Source organism: Priestia sp. JNUCC 25 (assembly GCF_053667915.1).
The window spans coordinates 1,339,478-1,357,387 of sequence record NZ_CM132211.1; the positions used below are offsets into that span (position 1 = coordinate 1,339,478).

At 38.5% G+C, this 17,910-nt stretch carries 18 protein-coding genes; 11 read left to right on the forward strand and 7 right to left on the reverse strand.

What is annotated here, in order from left to right:
• Positions 1-32: 32 nt before the first annotated feature.
• A complete protein-coding gene (locus tag JNUCC25_RS06825; RefSeq protein WP_013056062.1) occupies positions 33-668 on the reverse strand; it encodes a YktB family protein in 636 nt (211 codons plus the stop codon).
• Positions 669-935: 267 nt separating this feature from the next.
• Between JNUCC25_RS06825 and JNUCC25_RS06830 the strand changes: the two genes are divergently transcribed.
• The gene (locus JNUCC25_RS06830) at positions 936-1,121 is read left to right on the forward strand and encodes a hypothetical protein (protein ID WP_013056063.1); all 186 of its coding nucleotides are present in this window, start codon (positions 936-938) and stop codon (positions 1,119-1,121) included.
• Between the two features lie 195 nt (positions 1,122-1,316).
• Entirely contained in the window at positions 1,317-2,123 is an 807-nt protein-coding gene (locus JNUCC25_RS06835) for an inositol monophosphatase family protein (RefSeq protein WP_013056064.1), read from the forward strand.
• A gap of 108 nt (positions 2,124-2,231) precedes the next feature.
• On the opposite strand, the gene JNUCC25_RS06840 is transcribed toward JNUCC25_RS06835, so the two are convergent.
• Positions 2,232-2,417, reverse strand: a complete 186-nt coding sequence (locus tag JNUCC25_RS06840) for a YlaF family protein (protein ID WP_016763441.1) — start codon at positions 2,415-2,417, stop codon at positions 2,232-2,234.
• Positions 2,418-2,530: 113 nt separating this feature from the next.
• Between JNUCC25_RS06840 and typA the strand changes: the two genes are divergently transcribed.
• Both typA and JNUCC25_RS06850 read left to right on the forward strand, forming a co-directional pair.
• Complete coding sequence (gene typA / locus JNUCC25_RS06845; protein ID WP_013056066.1) at positions 2,531-4,369, forward strand: translational GTPase TypA; 1,839 nt, start codon at positions 2,531-2,533, stop codon at positions 4,367-4,369.
• Between the two features lie 159 nt (positions 4,370-4,528).
• Positions 4,529-4,846 carry a YlaH-like family protein gene (locus JNUCC25_RS06850; RefSeq protein ID WP_013056067.1) on the forward strand — a complete coding sequence of 106 codons (318 nt, stop codon included), beginning with the start codon at positions 4,529-4,531 and terminating at the stop codon, positions 4,844-4,846.
• Positions 4,847-4,872: 26 nt separating this feature from the next.
• Here the strand turns inward: JNUCC25_RS06850 and JNUCC25_RS06855 are convergent, their stop codons facing one another.
• Both JNUCC25_RS06855 and JNUCC25_RS06860 read right to left on the reverse strand, forming a co-directional pair.
• Positions 4,873-5,307, reverse strand: a complete 435-nt coding sequence (locus JNUCC25_RS06855; RefSeq protein ID WP_013056068.1) for a hypothetical protein — start codon at positions 5,305-5,307, stop codon at positions 4,873-4,875.
• A 1-nt stretch (position 5,308) separates the two neighbouring features.
• Positions 5,309-5,509 carry a YlaI family protein gene (locus JNUCC25_RS06860; protein ID WP_013056069.1) on the reverse strand — a complete coding sequence of 67 codons (201 nt, stop codon included), beginning with the start codon at positions 5,507-5,509 and terminating at the stop codon, positions 5,309-5,311.
• 185 nt (positions 5,510-5,694) lie between these two features.
• Here JNUCC25_RS06860 and JNUCC25_RS06865 point away from each other — a divergent pair, with 185 nt between their 5' ends.
• Positions 5,695-6,150 carry a pyridoxamine 5'-phosphate oxidase family protein gene (locus tag JNUCC25_RS06865; protein ID WP_013056070.1) on the forward strand — a complete coding sequence of 152 codons (456 nt, stop codon included), beginning with the start codon at positions 5,695-5,697 and terminating at the stop codon, positions 6,148-6,150.
• A gap of 26 nt (positions 6,151-6,176) precedes the next feature.
• Here JNUCC25_RS06865 and JNUCC25_RS06870 read toward each other — a convergent pair whose 3' ends face one another.
• Complete coding sequence (locus JNUCC25_RS06870; protein WP_013056071.1) at positions 6,177-6,776, reverse strand: YhcN/YlaJ family sporulation lipoprotein; 600 nt, start codon at positions 6,774-6,776, stop codon at positions 6,177-6,179.
• Between the two features lie 216 nt (positions 6,777-6,992).
• Here JNUCC25_RS06870 and JNUCC25_RS06875 point away from each other — a divergent pair, with 216 nt between their 5' ends.
• On the forward strand, positions 6,993-8,321 hold the full coding sequence (locus tag JNUCC25_RS06875) for a PhoH family protein (protein WP_013056072.1): 1,329 nt from the start codon (positions 6,993-6,995) through the stop codon (positions 8,319-8,321).
• A gap of 37 nt (positions 8,322-8,358) precedes the next feature.
• Here JNUCC25_RS06875 and JNUCC25_RS06880 read toward each other — a convergent pair whose 3' ends face one another.
• Complete coding sequence (locus tag JNUCC25_RS06880) at positions 8,359-8,859, reverse strand: hypothetical protein (RefSeq protein ID WP_078081611.1); 501 nt, start codon at positions 8,857-8,859, stop codon at positions 8,359-8,361.
• Positions 8,860-9,140: 281 nt separating this feature from the next.
• Here JNUCC25_RS06880 and JNUCC25_RS06885 point away from each other — a divergent pair, with 281 nt between their 5' ends.
• The 3 genes from JNUCC25_RS06885 (at position 9,141) to pyc (ending at position 14,323) form a co-directional block, all read left to right on the forward strand.
• Positions 9,141-9,407, forward strand: coding sequence for a YlaN family protein (locus JNUCC25_RS06885; RefSeq protein WP_370506486.1), 267 nt, complete (start codon positions 9,141-9,143; stop codon positions 9,405-9,407).
• A 143-nt stretch (positions 9,408-9,550) separates the two neighbouring features.
• Complete coding sequence (locus tag JNUCC25_RS06890) at positions 9,551-10,741, forward strand: FtsW/RodA/SpoVE family cell cycle protein (protein WP_029325117.1); 1,191 nt, start codon at positions 9,551-9,553, stop codon at positions 10,739-10,741.
• Between the two features lie 132 nt (positions 10,742-10,873).
• Entirely contained in the window at positions 10,874-14,323 is a 3,450-nt protein-coding gene (pyc, locus tag JNUCC25_RS06895; protein ID WP_454223002.1) for a pyruvate carboxylase, read from the forward strand.
• Between the two features lie 39 nt (positions 14,324-14,362).
• On the opposite strand, the gene JNUCC25_RS06900 is transcribed toward pyc, so the two are convergent.
• The gene (locus JNUCC25_RS06900) at positions 14,363-15,265 is read right to left on the reverse strand and encodes a COX15/CtaA family protein (RefSeq protein ID WP_029325119.1); all 903 of its coding nucleotides are present in this window, start codon (positions 15,263-15,265) and stop codon (positions 14,363-14,365) included.
• Between the two features lie 504 nt (positions 15,266-15,769).
• Here JNUCC25_RS06900 and cyoE point away from each other — a divergent pair.
• Positions 15,770-16,708: a heme o synthase gene (gene cyoE, locus JNUCC25_RS06905; protein ID WP_029325120.1), complete on the forward strand. Its 939-nt coding sequence runs from the start codon at positions 15,770-15,772 to the stop codon at positions 16,706-16,708.
• 137 nt (positions 16,709-16,845) lie between these two features.
• Complete coding sequence (gene coxB / locus JNUCC25_RS06910; protein WP_013056079.1) at positions 16,846-17,901, forward strand: cytochrome c oxidase subunit II; 1,056 nt, start codon at positions 16,846-16,848, stop codon at positions 17,899-17,901.
• Positions 17,902-17,910 lie beyond the last annotated feature (9 nt).

A 17,910-nucleotide genomic window follows, 5' to 3' on the forward strand; every position in this document is an offset into this window, starting at 1 on the left:
GGCTCCATTTTTTTTATATCAATTCGTTAAAATTATGCATATGCTTTTTTAGTTAGTTCATATAATGGAGTTACCGTATGAAATGTTTGTTCAATACGAGCTATCCATTCTTCGCCGTTCATTGCAATCGCTTCTTCTTTTGGAATTGTAATGCCGCATAGGATCTCAGCTTTTTTAACCGTCTCTAGACGTTCAAACAAACTCTCTAAGTCTTCAGAAGATAAGTCGCCCATTTTGTCACTATCAGGTTTTGTATGATCTTTCGACCAAACAAACGAGGCTGGGATATTTTGACGAATCTCCTCAATGTTTTGTTTTAGCAGCTTTCCAAATTGTTCTTTAATAGGTGATTCGTAAATGACGGCGAACCACACAAAGACATGTGTTTCCCAAAGGCCAATTTGAAAATGAGGGAGCTTTTTATACCCGCGTTTACTGTTAGCAAAGGCTACCCACGTATCTGCTGGCGGGTTAACTGTTCTTCGTGCATGTTTGGCAATGTGTACGAACATTTCATCTCCACAAAGTGAAGAAAGAGTAGGAGCAAAATGATTGCTCAATTGTTCGAATTTTGGGCGTATCGTTGTCTTGATGGCTTCCATACGTGCATCAAGTCCCTCGATACGGAATACGTTAAAGTCATCTTGTGAAAATCCTGAGAATGCCATGTGAAACCTCCGTTTTTTAGTGAATATGTATAGCTGCTGTGCATCTATGCAAGTAAGTATGATTTACGCGAAGATTCTACCACATGAAAAGCATAAACACCAATTAATTCGCATATGCTTGTCAAAACGTGTCTATCATTTTTTTATAGGTAATCACACAATTTAGTTACATGAGATTAGGTTTCGACATAGACTATATCAATCAAAATATCTGAAAATTTAGTTTTCTATAAGCGGGTTCAATAATTTGAGAGGGGTGTTTGAAACATGAAACAAGTGGTGAATATGTATAAGAAGAATGATGGACAAAAAAGATTAGGTGTAATTCGTTTGGAGTTAGATTACGAGTTAGCAACGTTATATGAAGCCATGATGGAGAATAATGAGGAACAAAAACAAAAATGTAAGCGAAAGCTCGAGAAACTTCGTGAAGAAATGATATCTCTTCAGTAGCAGATACGGGAATAAAATAGAACAAATAAGGGTAAACTGTAAAAAAGGATTAAACTGAATGAGCAGATTCATAAGTGGTAACAGAGCACGTGGGAGAAGAAGCGGCAGTTCTTCTCCCACGTGCTCTGTTAATTGACATCTTGCAGAGGTTTTTTTAAGCTTAAATAAGAGACGTATTTTTGAGGGGGAATTGAGATGACGCAACGCTGGAAAGAAATTGATACATACGTTAAAGAGTGGCTAAAAGAAGCTGGACAAAAAATTCAACAGTCGTTTAGTAAAGAACTTCTCATTCAAACGAAATCTAATCCAAATGATTTAGTAACAAATATGGATAAAGAAATTGAACAGTTTTTTATCTCAAAAATCAATGAAACCTTTCCGGAACATCATATTCTCGGAGAAGAAGGATATGGAGAAGAGCTTGAATCAGACGAAGGAACGATTTGGATTATCGATCCAATCGACGGTACGATGAACTTTGTTCATCAGCAGCGAAATTTTGCTATTTCCATCGGCATATTTGAAGATGGTGTAGGACAAGCAGGTTATATTTACGATGTTATTCATAATGAGCTGTATCATGCTTTAAAAGGACAGGGCGCGTTTATGAATAACATCCAATTGCCGAAACTTGAACCTGTACCAGTTGAACAAGCTATTATTAGCCTAAATGCAACATGGGTGACGGAGAACCGCCGTATTGATCCTTCCGTATTAAGTCCGCTTGTGCGTAAAGTAAGAGGGACCCGTTCATATGGATCCGCAGCTATTGAGCTTGCTTACGTAGCGGCTGGACGCTTGGATGGATACATTACTTTACGCTTGGCTCCATGGGACTTTGCTGCCGGTAAAGTATTGATTGAAGAAGTTGGAGGAGTTATGACGGATTTAGAAGGAAAGCCGTTAGAGATTCTTGAAAAAAGCAGTGTATTTGTAAGCAAACCAACATTACATGACGAAATCTTTCGTACGTACCTTGAAGGAAAGTGGAATAAATAAAATAGAAGTGAAGACTTACGTGTAGTCAAAGAATTTTGTGATGAAAAAACGTCATGAACCATTTTGATGTTGCAAATGGCCATGACGCTTTCAATCATCGCAAAAAAATTACAGCTGCCCTTTTTCTCGCATTTTTTTCTTAGTCGTAAAGCCAAGGCCCATTACAACAATTAAAGCTGCGATAGCTAAAATGACCCCGAGAGCGCTTCCTTCTCCGATAAATATGCCGATTGACATAATTGCCGCAGTTGCGATAAATGCATATAAAACAAATACCCACTTAATGTTTCTCATGTTGATTCCTCCCATTTATAACGGATATTTATAGTGTACAACAAAATCATTCTGCAATTCTAGAGTTAGTGTGATATAATAGCTTAGTTATTACAAGCATAGGAGTGAAATGCGTGAACATTCGTAAAGATTTACGTAATATTGCCATTATTGCCCATGTAGACCATGGGAAAACAACGTTAGTAGATAAATTATTACATCAGTCCGGAACATTCCGTACTAATGAGCATGTTGAAGAACGTGCGATGGATTCAAATGACCTTGAGCGTGAGCGTGGAATTACAATTTTAGCGAAAAACACAGCTATTAATTATAAAGATACGCGTATCAACATTATGGATACGCCAGGACATGCTGACTTCGGTGGAGAAGTTGAGCGTATTATGAAAATGGTAGACGGTGTTCTACTTGTAGTAGATGCATATGAAGGATGTATGCCTCAAACTCGCTTTGTATTGAAAAAAGCATTAGAGCAAAATTTAACGCCGATTGTTGTTGTTAACAAAATTGACCGTGACTTTGCTCGTCCAACTGAAGTAGTTGATGAAGTAATTGACTTATTTATTGAACTAGGTGCAAGCGAGGAACAAATTGAGTTCCCTGTTGTTTATGCTTCAGCAATCAACGGAACGGCTAGCACGAACCCTGAAAAGCAAGATGAGAACATGTCATCTCTATTTGACTCAATCATCGAGCACATTCCAGCACCAGTAGACAACAGCGACGAACCACTTCAATTCCAAGTGGCAATGCTTGACTACAATGACTATCTTGGTCGTATCGGTGTAGGTCGCGTATTCCGCGGAACAATGAAAGTAGGCCAGCAAGTTGCATTAATGAAGCTTGACGGTACGGTAAAACAATTCCGTGTAACAAAATTATTCGGTTTCCTAGGCTTAAAGCGTGTTGAAATCGAAGAAGCAAAAGCAGGAGACCTGATCGCTGTATCAGGAATGGAAGACATCAACGTAGGTGAAACCGTATGTCCGTTTGACCACCAAGATGCACTGCCAATTTTACGTATTGATGAACCTACTTTACAAATGACGTTCTTAGTAAACAATTCACCGTTTGCTGGTCGTGAAGGTAAATTTGTTACATCTCGTAAAATTGAAGAGCGCTTAATGTCTGAACTTGAGACGGATGTAAGTTTACGCGTGGAAAATACTGATTCACCGGATGTATGGGTTGTTTCAGGACGTGGAGAACTTCATTTATCTATTTTAATTGAAAATATGCGTCGTGAAGGATATGAGATTCAAGTATCAAAACCTGAAGTAATCGTTCGTGAAATTGATGGCGTTCGCTGTGAGCCAGTTGAGCGTGTGCAAATCGACGTGCCTGAAGAACATACGGGTTCTATTATGGAATCAATGGGTGCTCGTAAAGGTGAAATGGTTGATATGATTAACAACGGCAGCGGTCAAGTTCGTCTGATCTTTATGGTTCCTGCACGTGGTTTAATCGGTTATACAACTGAGTTCTTATCGTTAACTCGTGGATTCGGTATCATTAACCATTCATTTGATAGCTACCAGCCAATGCAGCAAGGTCAAGTTGGAGGTCGCCGTCAAGGTGTGCTTGTTTCTATGGAAAGCGGTAAATCATCTACTTATGGAATCCAAGGCGTAGAAGACCGCGGCACAATTTTCGTTGAGCCAGGTACAGAAGTATACGAAGGTATGATCGTAGGAGAACACACTCGTGAAAATGATATCGTTGTTAACATCTGTAAAATGAAGCAAATGACGAATATGCGTTCTGCTAATAAAGATCAAACAACAGGTATGAAAAAACCTCGTATTATGTCTTTAGAGCAATCACTTGAATATTTAAACGAAGATGAATATTGTGAAATCACACCAGAATCTATTCGTCTACGTAAAAAAATTCTTGATAAAAATGAACGTGAAAAAGCAGCGAAAAAGAAAAAGTACGCTGACACGAAATAATAAAAAAAGTAAGTCGTTAGCTCTATCTGCTAGCGGCTTGTTTTTTATCTATTATATCAGAATTTTCTATTTTTGAAAGCGTTTTATAAATAAGGAATTTGGAAAGGAAAAAGGTGGCTTATATCGAATAATGTAAAGTAAGGAATAGGGGGAAGAAGTATGGATGTAAAAGAACACCTTTCATTTTTTGCTGCTCTGTATCAAGTAGATGAACATGCAAAAATAGGAATGTGGCTGTTATACTTTACCATTTTAGGGCTATCTGTTCTCGTGTACAAACTCGGGTTTGCAAAGAAGCTGCCGCTTTTAAAATCTGTGGTTATTTATCTATTTTTAGCTTTTGGATGTACGATCTTAACGTTTTTAGGCATTTTTTTACCTGTAGCTGAAGGGCTTGTGGTTGCAGCGCTTGTATTAATTATTTATAAAATACGGCTGTATCAGGCTAAAAAGCAAAACTCCACGTTGGGTTCATAAAAGACTACATAAAAAGACGCTTGTAGCTACAAGCGTCTTTTTAGTATGATATAGCCGAAGACAAGAGCGGCTGCGAAAATTAAATGGCCAGCTGTCCAATAAAAAATCGCTACTGCGTCATCCACCGCAGGCGTAGGCTTAAGCGCAAGCAGCGTCAACGGAAAATACAAAGGAATGGTTGGAAGTGTTAATAAAAAGGAACACAATACGATTTTTCGAATAGACATATTATTTAATTTACCTACTATGTAAACAAAAACGATCCCAATTGCAACGGCAATGAGTAAATGAAAAACAAACTCTACCCATTCAGGCCATTGAATAGGGCCAATGATAGGAATAAAATCAACATTTAATAAAAGGGTATAAACTTGTTTGCCGGTTAGCCATTCTATCCATTTTAAACATAACCCAAGGATAATCCCGCTTAACATGCCAATACTTATTCCTAATCGGAGCACCTTACCAATCCTCCTCTGTCTTTTTCGACTCATATAGTTTAAAGTTACCAGTAGCTATGCGTTCTTTTGTTCGTTTTTCAATCCGTTCAGAACATTCATTGCACATATATGTATGGATAGGACGGTTGCGCAGTCGTTTTGCCACAAGCGTTTCATCCTCAATTGTTTCAATTTTATCGCACATGACACATTGTACTCTCATTTCTATCACCTCAACTTCTCTATACATCATTCTAGCCGAAAATTCTTGTTTTATAAAGTTTTTTTGCGGTGCTATCTCTCAGTAGAAAAGGAACGATAGGAAAACATTCCTAAAGAAGCAGGTAATTTTGCTTGTTAGCTCGAAGATAGTAACTAGTAAGTACATAAACAGTAGGAGGGATGAAAATGGCCAACGAAGTCGAGACTCAATTAGTAGATGCATTATACGATGAGCTACAGACAGAGAGATTTGCAACCATTTCAACTATTGATTTTGAAACAAACGGTCCAAATGTTAGTGCCATTTCGTGGTTAGTAGCTCCGACTAAACAAAAAATTCGATTTGCCGTAGATGTCAAATCGAGGATTGTAGAAAACATTAAACATACGAATAAAGCAGTGGTAAATATTCTTGCTAATGAATCATGCTACTCAATCAGCGGAATAGCTGAGGTAGCGCAAGAAAAGTTAGAAGGAGTAGCTTTAAAGCTGGCGCTAATTGAACTAGATATTAATGAAGTAAGAGATGTCATGTTCTATGGTTCTAAGATTTCAGTAAACCCTTCATATGAAAAGACCTATGATCCAGTAGCAGCTGCTAAACTCGATAAGCAAGTAATTGAAGCGATAAAAAAAGCTTAGCAGCAGCCTGCCGCTAAGCGACTTTCTTATTCATTTTTTTGAAGATGATTATTAGATTGTTTTTCCTGCTCATTCTTTAAATTTTGCTCTTGTTTATTATTTAATTTTTGATTGTTTGTATCTGTTGAGCTAGGATTTCGGCGAATTTCTTCTGCAAATTCAGGCATCACTCGGTTTACAATGGCTGCTAATTCATCTAAAAATCCTGTAACTGGCCGACCTTTGCGAATTTCATTTCCAATTTGTTTTAGCCGAGCGACCGTATCAGGATCTGCAATAACAACAGAATTAGCGCCGTACGGATCAGCTTTCAGACCTTCGGCAACTGTATATTTGATTGAACTTACCTCTGAACGATCAATATCTTTGCCGACGTCAATGCCTACGATTGCATACTTACCAAGCACAATGGCAGTAGCATCATTTACATTCGGAACGCTTGAAGCCAGTTCAACTAAATGAGCTGATATTTCATTAGCAGTACGCTTGTGAGAGCGTTCAGGAGATGAATTTTTGACCTGTACAATTCGATCTGTTTTTTGTCCTTCTTCAACGTCTGCTTGGTTATTGTTACAGCCGGTTAGTGTAATAAAACATAAGCTAATGGATAGAAAAAATTTGTTCATGTGGGAGACTCCTCCTTATGAATGACTCATTTTTTGTAGTAATTTGTATTTAGTTTCTAATAGTTCTTCTATCTTTATACACGTGTTCATATATTTAAAGAAAATGGTCCGTCCATTTAAGGTCACTTCACACATGTGCGTTACATAGTATATAAATGGATGGGTGCCTTGTTTCACTCCTTACAGGAAAAACAATCGGAGTAGGAGGCTGAATTATTGGGAAAAATTTATGTATTAGATACGAATGTTTTATTACAAGATCCGCATTCAATTTTTTCATTTGATGATAACGAAGTAGTGATTCCGGCCGTTGTGCTAGAAGAAGTTGATTCGAAAAAAAGAAATATGGATGAAGTCGGACGAAATGCAAGGCAGGTATCCAAACTCATTGATAACTTGAGACAACATGGAAAGTTATATGAGAAAATCCCTTTAGAAAATGGGGGCCATTTGCGAATTGAACTCAATCATCGCTCTTTTCAACAGCTTCAAGAAATCTTTGTGGAAAAAACAAATGATAATCGAATTTTAGCGGTTGCTAAAAATCTATCTCTTGAAGAGGAAACAAAAGAAGATGGACGTGAAGTGATACTAGTGAGTAAAGATGTGTTGGTACGTGTGAAGGCTGACGCAATCGGCTTAAGAGCAGAAGATTTTTTAAGTGATAGAGTAGTGGAATTCAATAGTATTTATACAGGCTTTTCGGAAGTCTATATTGCAAAAGAACTGCTGAGTCAATTTTACGAAAAAGGAGAGCTGCTAACGTCTCAAATTGCGAACCACTCCTTTTTTGCAAATCAATTCTTAGTGATGAAAGATGCATTTGGGGGATCCGGATCAGCCATCGGCATTGTCGATCAGACAACAACGAAAGTAAAAAAGCTTTTATTTGAATATGATCATATCTGGGGAATCAAACCTCGAAATGTTCAGCAAATTATGGCTTTAGAACTTCTTCTTAGAGACGACGTTCAACTGGTCACGTTAATTGGAAAGGCAGGTACGGGTAAAACGCTGCTTGCTTTAGCTTCAGGACTTATGCAGACGGAAGATCTAGGATGTTTTAAAAAGCTACTTGTAGCTCGTCCTATTGTTCCTTTAGGGAAAGATATTGGATTCTTGCCAGGAGAAAAGCAGGAGAAGCTTCGTCCATGGATGCAACCAATTTATGATAACCTAGAGTACTTATTCAACACTAAAAAGCCTGGAGAACTGGATGCGATTCTAGCGGGGCTCAGTTCAATAGAAGTGGAAGCCTTGACGTATATAAGAGGCCGAAGCATTCCGGAACAGTTCATTATTATTGATGAAGCGCAAAATTTAACGAAGCATGAAATTAAAACAATTTTAACAAGGGTAGGGGAAAAGAGTAAAATTGTCCTTATGGGAGATCCGGCTCAAATTGATCATCCTTATTTAGATGAGTATAACAACGGATTAACGTACGTAGTTGAAAAGTTTAAAGAGCAAAAAGTATCGGGCCACGTTCGGTTAATCAAAGGAGAGCGCTCCGGGCTAGCACAATTAGCAGCTGATATTCTTTAAAAGAAGCGGGGTTCCTTTTGGAACCCCGCTTCTTTTATTATGTAACGATGATTTCTTCCACATATTTAATAGGGTTATTTCGGTTAGATCCGTCAGGTAAATAGACATATATAGGCCCATCTTCTCTAAGAGGCTTTCCATCTTGGCTGAAACCAAAGATTAGTTTTTGAGCTTCTTCTAATGAAAAAGAAATCAGCGCGTCTTTTGTTTTAAATGAAACGTTGGTAGCTTCTTCAGTAGGTGAAGCGTTTGCTAGAAAAGGTGCAAATAAAATACCAAATGTTCCATTTACTAGCTCCTGTTTTTTGAATTTCTTTTCGGTTTTTAACGTAGGAGGAAAGACGGCTCCCTCTTGAATTTCACGGTCCCAATGCTTCGAAACAGCCTTTGTGTACGCTTCTGTCTCGTCTTTTTTCTCCGGTGGATGTTCAAAGAAAACGTCCATATCGAGCTTGCGGTCATCGAAAATCCACACGCTTGGGTCGAGTGTCAGCGTATATTTTACTTTTCCTTTTAACATAATAATTGAATTCATCATAAATGCCCCCTTGCTAAAAGTATAAGCGCTTTCTACTTATTTGTCACTTTGATGAAAAAATTTAGTTGAGAGTGATTCTCGTATGATATAATGTAAAGGTCAACGAAAGTGCGAAATTTCCTACATCTATGGTAACGGTTTTGAGAAAGTAACAGTATAAAAAAGACGGCCAGCCTCACGGACATGTTTATCCTTGCTTTTTTGGAGCATAGCCTTTAAAATTGAGAGATAGATTAGGTAATCGCTCGCGAACGGAGGGATTGAGTTTGACGCCTGAGACAATGATAGATCATCGTGAAAAAGCGTATGCGTTGTTAAAAGCTGATGCAGATAAGATTTTGCAATTAATTCAAGTTCAAATGGATAACTTAACAATGCCACAATGTCCTCTTTATGAAGAGGTTTTAGATACACAAATGTTTGGTTTATCAAGAGAAATTGATTTTGCAGTTCGTCTTGGTTTAATTGATGAACGTGTTGGAAAAACATTGCTAGACCGCCTCGAGCGTGAACTTTCTGCACTGCATGAAGCGTTTACAAAAAAATAAAAATCACGCGATCGAAACTCAAACTATATACAAACGTAGTTTGAGTTTTTTATTACAGGTGGTTGAAATTTCCTAATTTACTTAAATTTGTACATAAAAGATGAAACGAAACAGAAACACGTCATTTTTAAAGGAAGAGGGTTATGGTAAAAAAAATATTTAGGCATTTTGACTATTCAATTGTAATTCCAGTGCTGCTTCTTTGTGCGGTTGGACTAGTTATGGTTTACAGTTCAAGTATGATTGTAAGTATTACAAGATATCATACGTCAAGTGATTTCTTTTACAACAGACAAAAAATGTGGCTTGCTTTTACGCTTGTATTGTTCATTTTAACAATGCTAACACCTTACAAGCTGTATCCTAAAATACTGCCTTATGCGATTCTGGGCATTTTTGTACTGCTTTTGCTTGTGTTTGTAATGGGGCATACGAGTAACAATGCGCAAAGTTGGCTGCAGCTTGGCGGGGCAAACATGCAGCCGGCTGAGTATGCCAAGCTTGTTGTCATTTTATACTTATCGTATGTTTTGTCTAAAAGGCAAGAGTATATTGACAACATCAAAAAAGCTTTTTTTGGACCTATGGGTCTTGTATTTCTAATATTAGGCTTTGTAGCGATTCAGCCTGACCTTGGAACGGGATCAATTATTTTTGCTATTGCCGTTACCATTATGCTATGTTCGGGAATCTCTAAAAAAACCTTTTTCCGCATGCTAGCACTAGGTATCATTTTACTTACGGTAATTATTACGATTGGTTTTTTTACAGGGCAGTTTACTACCAATCGAATTGGCCGTTTTACCGGTGCATCAGATCCGTTTGCCAATGCTCAAGGAACCGGTTATCAGCTGGTTAATTCATATTTAGCAATAGGTACAGGAGGCTTAAAAGGCCTTGGTTTAGGAGAAAGTGTACAAAAGTATGGTTATCTTCCGGAGCCTCATACCGATTTCATTATGGCTATTATTGCAGAAGAATTAGGGTTCTTTGGAGTTATGCTCGTGCTGGGCCTTTTAGGCTTCTTAATTTTCAGGATTTTAATGTTGGCTAAAAAATCTCAGGATCCGTTTGCTAGCATGATTTGTATTGGAGTAGCCAGTATGATAGGTATTCAGACAGGCATTAACCTTGGAGGGCTTACGGGACTCATTCCGATTACCGGCGTCACGCTTCCGTTTATCAGTTACGGAGGGTCTTCGCTGCTAACGCTGATGGTATCTATGGGAATTATTGTAAATATTTCGTTTTTCGTAAATTATCAAAATAAAAAACAGAAAAACACGGAAAATATTGTGCTACATCCGAACAATACACCAACAACAAGCGATTGATTTTCGTAAAAAAATGTGTAAAAAAAGCAAAAATTTATTGGAATTTTATCATTTTCCATTGATTTTTGCTTTTCTTTTATCTAATTTTGCTATATATTGAAGTTTATACGAAATTGAGAGGAGATTAGCAACATGAGTTTTGTAACTAAAAAAATCAAAAAAGTATTAGTAGCAAACCGAGGAGAAATTGCAATTCGTGTATTTCGAGCATGTACTGAACTGAATATTCGGACTGTTGCGATTTATTCTAAGGAAGACGCAGGCTCTTATCACCGTTACAAAGCGGATGAAGCCTATTTAGTAGGAGCGGAGAAAAAACCGATTGATGCTTATTTAGATATAGAAGGCATCATCGACATTGCTAAGTCTCATGATGTAGATGCTATTCACCCTGGCTATGGTTTTTTGTCAGAAAATATCCAATTTGCGAAACGTTGCGAAGAAGAAGGCATTATTTTTATTGGCCCAAAATCCAAGCATCTTGATATGTTTGGCGATAAAGTAAAAGCACGTCATCAGGCTATTCAAGCAGATATTCCCGTTATTCCTGGTACGGATGGTCCTATTGATTCAATTGACGAAGCAAAAGAATTTGCTAATCAGCATGGATATCCTCTAATGATCAAAGCGGCTTTAGGCGGAGGCGGTCGAGGCATGCGTATCGTTCACGATGCAGACAGCCTGAATGAATCTTATGACCGTGCCAAATCAGAAGCAAAAGCGGCTTTTGGTAATGATGAAGTGTATGTCGAGAAATTAGTTGAAAATCCAAAACATATTGAAGTGCAAATTTTAGGTGATGAACAAGGAAATGTTGTGCATCTTTATGAACGCGACTGTTCTGTGCAGCGTCGTCACCAAAAAGTAGTAGAAGTAGCACCAAGTGTTTCTATAGATGAAGGCTTACGTCTCCGCATTTGTGAAGCAGCTGTGCAGCTGATGGAAAAAGTGCAGTACATAAATGCTGGTACAGTAGAATTTTTAGTATCAGGAAACGATTTTTATTTTATTGAAGTAAATCCACGTGTTCAAGTAGAGCACACAATTACTGAAATGATTACAGGTATTGATATCGTTCAATCGCAAATTTTAATTGCAGACGGTTACGCGCTTCACAGCAAGGAAGTGTCTATTCCTGCACAAGATCAAATTCACGTACATGGATATGCGATTCAATCTCGTGTAACGACAGAAGATCCGTTAAACAATTTTATGCCGGATACGGGTAAGATTATGGCTTATCGTTCTGGTGGCGGTTTTGGCGTACGTTTAGATACGGGAAACAGCTTCCAAGGTGCTGTAATTACGCCTTATTATGATTCACTGTTAGTAAAAGTAACAACATGGGCATTAACATTCGATCAAGCCGCATCAAAAATGGTACGGAACTTAAAAGAATTTCGTATTCGTGGAATTAAAACAAATATTCCGTTTCTTGAAAATGTAGTGAAGCATGATAAGTTCTTAACAGGTGCTTATGATACATCATTTATTGACACAACGCCTGAACTTTTTGTTTTCCCGAAGCGAAAAGACCGCGGAACTAAAATGCTTACATACATTGGGAATGTTACGGTAAACGGATTCCCAGGTGTATCGGAAAAGAAAAAGCCGATCTTTACGAAACCGCGCGTTCCTAGTGTGGATATAAGCAAACCAATTCAAAACGGAACAAAGCAGATTTTAGATGAAAAAGGTGCAGAAGGTTTAGTAAATTGGGTGAAAGAACGCAAGGAAGTGCTATTAACGGATACAACCTTCCGTGATGGCCATCAGTCTCTTTTAGCAACGCGTATCCGTACAAACGACTTAAAACAAGTAGCTAACCCAACTGCACGCTTGCTTCCAGATTTATTTTCTATGGAAATGTGGGGGGGAGCAACGTTTGATGTCGCTTATCGATTCTTAAAAGAAGATCCGTGGGATCGCTTGCTTACTTTACGTCAACAAGCGCCAAACGTTCTTTTCCAAATGCTTCTTCGCGCGTCAAATGCGGTTGGATATAAAAACTATCCTGATAACGTAATTAAAGAATTTGTTGAAAAATCAGCTTATGCAGGTATTGATGTTTTCCGTATCTTTGACAGCTTAAACTGGGTGCAAGGAATGACTCTTGCAATTGACTCCGTTCGTCAAACAGGAAAGATTGCAGAAGCAGCGATGTGTTATACAGGTGATATTTTAGATCCCACGCGCCGTAAGTATGATTTGGATTACTACAAGAACTTAGCAAAAGAGCTTGAGCAGTCTGGAGCACATATCCTGGGCATTAAAGATATGGCGGGTCTTTTAAAACCACAGGCAGCTTATGATTTAGTATCGGCTCTAAAAGAAACGGTTGATATTCCAATCCACCTTCATACGCATGATACAAGCGGAAACGGTGTATACACGTATGCAAAAGCAATTGAAGCAGGTGTAGACATTGTAGACGTAGCCGTAAGCTCAATGGCAGGCTTAACGTCTCAGCCAAGTGCTAACTCTCTTTATTACGCATTAGAAGGTGCGGACCGCAGACCAAATCTGGATATTAAAAATCTAGAACAGCTTTCTTACTATTGGGAAGACGTGCGAAAATATTACCAAGACTTCGAAAGCGGCATGAACGCTCCTCATACGGAAGTGTACGAGCATGAAATGCCAGGGGGTCAATATAGCAACTTACAGCAACAAGCGAAAGCAGTTGGTTTAGGAAACCGCTGGGATGAAGTAAAAGATATGTATTCACGCGTGAATTTGTTATTTGGTGATATTGTAAAAGTTACGCCATCATCAAAAGTAGTTGGAGATATGGCATTGTTTATGGTTCAAAACAACTTGACAGAAGAAACGCTGTTTGAGCGCGGTGAAACGCTTGACTTCCCGGATTCAGTTATTGAATTGTTTGAAGGGTATTTAGGGCAGCCTCACGGGGGATTCCCTAAAGAGCTTCAGCGCATCATTCTAAAAGGCAGAAAACCTATTACAGTTCGTCCTGGAGAATTGTTAGAAGATGTGGACTTCGATGCAGTGAAAGAGAAGCTGTTTAAAGACTTAAATCGTCAAGTAACGAGTTTTGATGCCATTGCTTATGCGCTGTATCCAAAAGTATTTATGGATTACCACAAAGCAGTCGAACAATACGGGGACATTTCTGTTCTTGATACACCGACTTTCCTATACGGCATGCGTTTAGGAGAAGAGGTTGAAATTGAGATTGAAAAAGGAAAAACCTTAATTGTCCGCCTTGTATCCATTGGAGAACCGCAGGCAGACGGTACGCGAGCGGTATACTTTGAATTGAACGGTCAGCCTCGCGAAGTCGTGATTAAAGACGAAAGTGTCAAAACAACCGTTACGGCAAAACAAAAAGCCGACCAAGGAAATCCGGCCCACATCGGCGCTTCAATGCCTGGAACCGTTATTCGAGTAGTAGTAGAAAAAGGCGATAAAGTCTCAAAAGGTGATCACTTAATGATCACAGAAGCAATGAAAATGGAAACAACCGTGCAAGCACCATTTGACGGCGTGATTAAACAAGTACACGTGTCGAGTGGAGATGGCATCCAGCCGGGAGATCTGTTAATTGAATTAGAAAGCTAATTAAAAAAGGTACGAGCTCTGAGCTCGTACCTTTTTTGATCAATTATGTGTATGACGCGTTGCAAGTAAGGTTAAGTAGCTTAATACACCGAATAGGAAAGAGATAATTAAAGAATGAGCAAGCGCGAGCTCTAGCTGCAAACGTGTGACAACAACAAGCATACCGGAAACCGCCTGAAAAATAACTAGAATGAGAGCAGTTAACCATCCGTAAAAAATATTTTTTTGATGGCGATAATATTTAACTGCATGGATAAAGGCAGCTAAAATCCATACAAACGTTAAAACAGCAGCGAATCGATGTCCCATTTGAATCCACTGATTCAAATCAACAGGTAGCCAACCGTTTCCGTTTGAACAAAATGGAACGTCTGGACAAGCCAAGCTAGCTTCTTTATGGCGAACAAGCGCGCCCGTGTACACAACAGCATATGTGTACAAGATAACCCCGTAAATGTGTTTTTTCATTTTAGAGCCTAGCTGTATATTAGTTGCGTCGAGCTTTTGATCCACTTCAAAGATAATAAGTGTTAACAGCAGCACAGAAGCAAACGAAATAAGGGAAATACCAAAATGAAGAGCAAGCACTGCATCTGATTGCCCCCACATAACGGCAGCAGCCCCAATTAATGCTTGCAGTACTAGGAAGAAAAAAGAGATAAATGCTAAAGGTCTAACTTCTTTTATATGTCCTAGTGAAATCCATGCCCATACGCATAAAGCGAGCACAAGAAAGCCCGACACGCCAGAAACTAAACGGTGGCTTAGTTCAACAACGGTTTCAAATGTTAAAGGGTCAGGAATGAGCTGTCCATTACACAGAGGCCAAGAATCTCCGCACCCGTCTGCTGAACCAGTTTTCGTGACAAGGGCACCGCCAAGTAGAATAAGTAACATGGCCATGCTCGTCACAACGGATAAAGATTTTAATCCAAGTCGCACAATAATCACCATCCTAAAAGCAAAGTAAGTAATATAACGAGCTAAACAATTTATCCTAATCTTTTTGTATATTAAACATAAATTTCATTTATTCTCCATAAACTTGATTGAATTTGTTATAATGGTAGAAAGTGTAAGGTTTATTCATGAGTTTGACTCTGCAGATATGTAAAAGGTACCGTACAGAAAACTATTTTACTTGCACAAATATCTTTTAACAAGTGACAGGGACATGCATTTAGCTCATGTCAAAAAAAATCCATATTTTTTTCATGAATTCTTCACAAAGTAGCGGCAAAATATGGTTTAATAAACATGAGAAATAGATATTTCTCTACTATTTTATCGTTTACATGTGAAGCTTTTAAGTAGCTTTGGTGAGAGGAATATGACTTCTTTGTGAACAAAGAGGAGATTTTTGTAAAAATATGTTGAAAACGCCTTCATTTATAGACTCTTTATTTACTAGATAAAAGTCTGTGGATGAGTAAAGGAGGACGCGCCATGGAAGATTCAAAAATGGTGGAAGATTCAACGCTTTCTGCATCGCCTAACACAGCTCATGTAAGCGAAAATAGCTCCATTTGGTCAGATTTTTTAGCTACGATTAAAATTGGAATAGTCAATTCAAATTTCATCACCACCTTTACTGGTTTTTGGCTAGCTCTTTTCTTCAACGAACAACACTTCTTAGAAAACCTGGATAAAGCATTTTTTACTTTAATAGGTTCTTCACTTATCATCGCCGGTTCATGCAGTTTGAACAATTACATAGATCGTGACATTGACCCTCTAATGGAACGAACAAAGGGACGACCTACAGTGACAGGAAGTTTTACACCTTTGACGGTCCTTGGGATTGGAATCGGTTTTACGTTAACCGGCTTGCTTATGCTACTAGTTGTTTCTTCCGTAGCCGCTCTCATTGGATTAGCAGGAATACTTACATATGTAGTTCTTTACACCATGTGGTCCAAAAGACTATACACAATTAATACAGTAATCGGAAGTATATCAGGCGCTGTCCCTCCTTTAATTGGATGGGCCGCTATCGATCCCAACTTACATGTAGTGGCTTGGGTGTTATTTTTAATCATGTTTATTTGGCAGCCGCCTCATTTTCTAGCTCTTGCTATGCGAAGATGTGAAGAATACCGGGCAGCGGGAATCCCTATGTTGCCTGTTGTACACGGTTTTGAGCTTACAAAACGACAGATTCTCATTTGGATTGCTTGTTTGTTGCCATTACCTCTTTATTTATACGAATTAGGCACTCCATTTCTAATTTTGGCCACTGTTTTAAACATAGGATGGCTATTTTTGGGAATTGCTCAATACAATAAACAAGAAGACACAAAGTGGGCTAGCATGATGTTTGTCTACTCACTAAACTATTTAACTATTTTATTTGTCTCAATGATTGTCGCAACGCTTTTTGCCTAGATAAAATCTTTCACTGAATGCGACACTGCACAAGGGGGATTTCTTCTACATGTAGAATTCATTATAGAAGGAATAAGTTTTATGCTCAAGAGGGCATAGATGAAATCACGTCAATGAAAGAGAGGTTGGGGAATGGTATGAAAAAATGGCGATTGAACTTTCGTGTTTTGTCGTTATTTACGCTGCTTGCATTCGTGTTATCGGCCTGTGGAAAACCGTTTTTGTCAACACTTAAGCCTGCAGGTGAGGTAGCTGAAGAACAATATTCGCTTATGCTGCTTAGTACAGCCATCATGGTTTTAGTTATTATTGTTGTCACCATTATCTTTATATTTGTTATTCTGCGCTTTCGTCGTCGCAAAGGCGAAGAAAATGTGATTCCAAAGCAAGTAGAGGGAAGCAGAAAGTTAGAAATTATATGGACAGTGATCCCTATCTTGCTGCTGATTATTTTGACTGTTCCAACGGTCATCTCAACATTTAAGCTAGCGGACGTAAAAGGAATGAAGGACAAAGATGCTGTCGTAGTAAATGTGCGCGCTAACTTGTACTGGTGGGAATTTGAGTATCCTAATCAAAAAATTATTACATCGCAAGATCTAGTTGTGCCAACGGATAAAAAGGTCTACTTTAATATTAAAGCTTCTGACGTCAAGCACTCATTCTGGATTCCTTCAGTTGGAGGAAAGCTCGATGCTAACACAGAAAATGATAATAAATTCTGGCTAGTGTTTGATTCTAAAAAATCGAAGGAAGCTAACGGGGTTTTCTACGGAAAATGTGCTGAGCTTTGCGGTCCATCTCATTCTCTTATGGACTTTAAAGTACGGGCTGTATCAAGCGGTGAATTTGATACGTGGGCAAAAGATTTGAAAAAGGCAAAGCCTGATGTAGAAACAGCATCCGCAAAAGCTGGTCAAGAGGTCTTTAATGAAAGCTGTATCGGATGTCATGCTGTTGACGTCAAAGACAATCGTCCAGAGCAAGCTCGTCAAGCACCAAACTTAGCCGGTTTTTCTGAACGTGAGCGTGTAGCTGGGGTGCTTCCTCACAACAAGGAAAATATCAAAAAATGGTTAAAAGACCCTGAAAAAGTTAAGCCGGGTAATAAGATGAGTGGTACATATCCTGACTTAACAGATGAACAAGTGAATGAGCTAGCAGACTATTTAATGAGTTTAAAAGAAAAATAAACGTCCAGT

Bases quoted from the DNA above. Each gene is read 5' to 3' on its own strand.
- JNUCC25_RS06860 (WP_013056069.1), bottom strand. From the start codon at position 5,509: ATGAGAGTACAATGTGTCATGTGCGATAAAATTGAAACAATTGAGGAT.
- JNUCC25_RS06870 (WP_013056071.1), bottom strand. From the start codon at position 6,776: ATGAACAAATTTTTTCTATCCATTAGCTTATGTTTTATTACACTAACC.
- JNUCC25_RS06825 (WP_013056062.1), bottom strand. From the start codon at position 668: ATGGCATTCTCAGGATTTTCACAAGATGACTTTAACGTATTCCGTATC.
- JNUCC25_RS06865 (WP_013056070.1), top strand. From the start codon at position 5,695: ATGGCCAACGAAGTCGAGACTCAATTAGTAGATGCATTATACGATGAG.
- JNUCC25_RS06830 (WP_013056063.1), top strand. From the start codon at position 936: ATGAAACAAGTGGTGAATATGTATAAGAAGAATGATGGACAAAAAAGA.
- JNUCC25_RS06850 (WP_013056067.1), top strand. From the start codon at position 4,529: ATGGATGTAAAAGAACACCTTTCATTTTTTGCTGCTCTGTATCAAGTA.
- JNUCC25_RS06835 (WP_013056064.1), top strand. From the start codon at position 1,317: ATGACGCAACGCTGGAAAGAAATTGATACATACGTTAAAGAGTGGCTA.
- coxB (WP_013056079.1), top strand. From the start codon at position 16,846: ATGAAAAAATGGCGATTGAACTTTCGTGTTTTGTCGTTATTTACGCTG.
- JNUCC25_RS06880 (WP_078081611.1), bottom strand. From the start codon at position 8,859: ATGATGAATTCAATTATTATGTTAAAAGGAAAAGTAAAATATACGCTG.
- JNUCC25_RS06890 (WP_029325117.1), top strand. From the start codon at position 9,551: ATGGTAAAAAAAATATTTAGGCATTTTGACTATTCAATTGTAATTCCA.
- JNUCC25_RS06885 (WP_370506486.1), top strand. From the start codon at position 9,141: ATGATAGATCATCGTGAAAAAGCGTATGCGTTGTTAAAAGCTGATGCA.
- pyc (WP_454223002.1), top strand. From the start codon at position 10,874: ATGAGTTTTGTAACTAAAAAAATCAAAAAAGTATTAGTAGCAAACCGA.
- cyoE (WP_029325120.1), top strand. From the start codon at position 15,770: ATGGAAGATTCAAAAATGGTGGAAGATTCAACGCTTTCTGCATCGCCT.
- JNUCC25_RS06840 (WP_016763441.1), bottom strand. From the start codon at position 2,417: ATGAGAAACATTAAGTGGGTATTTGTTTTATATGCATTTATCGCAACT.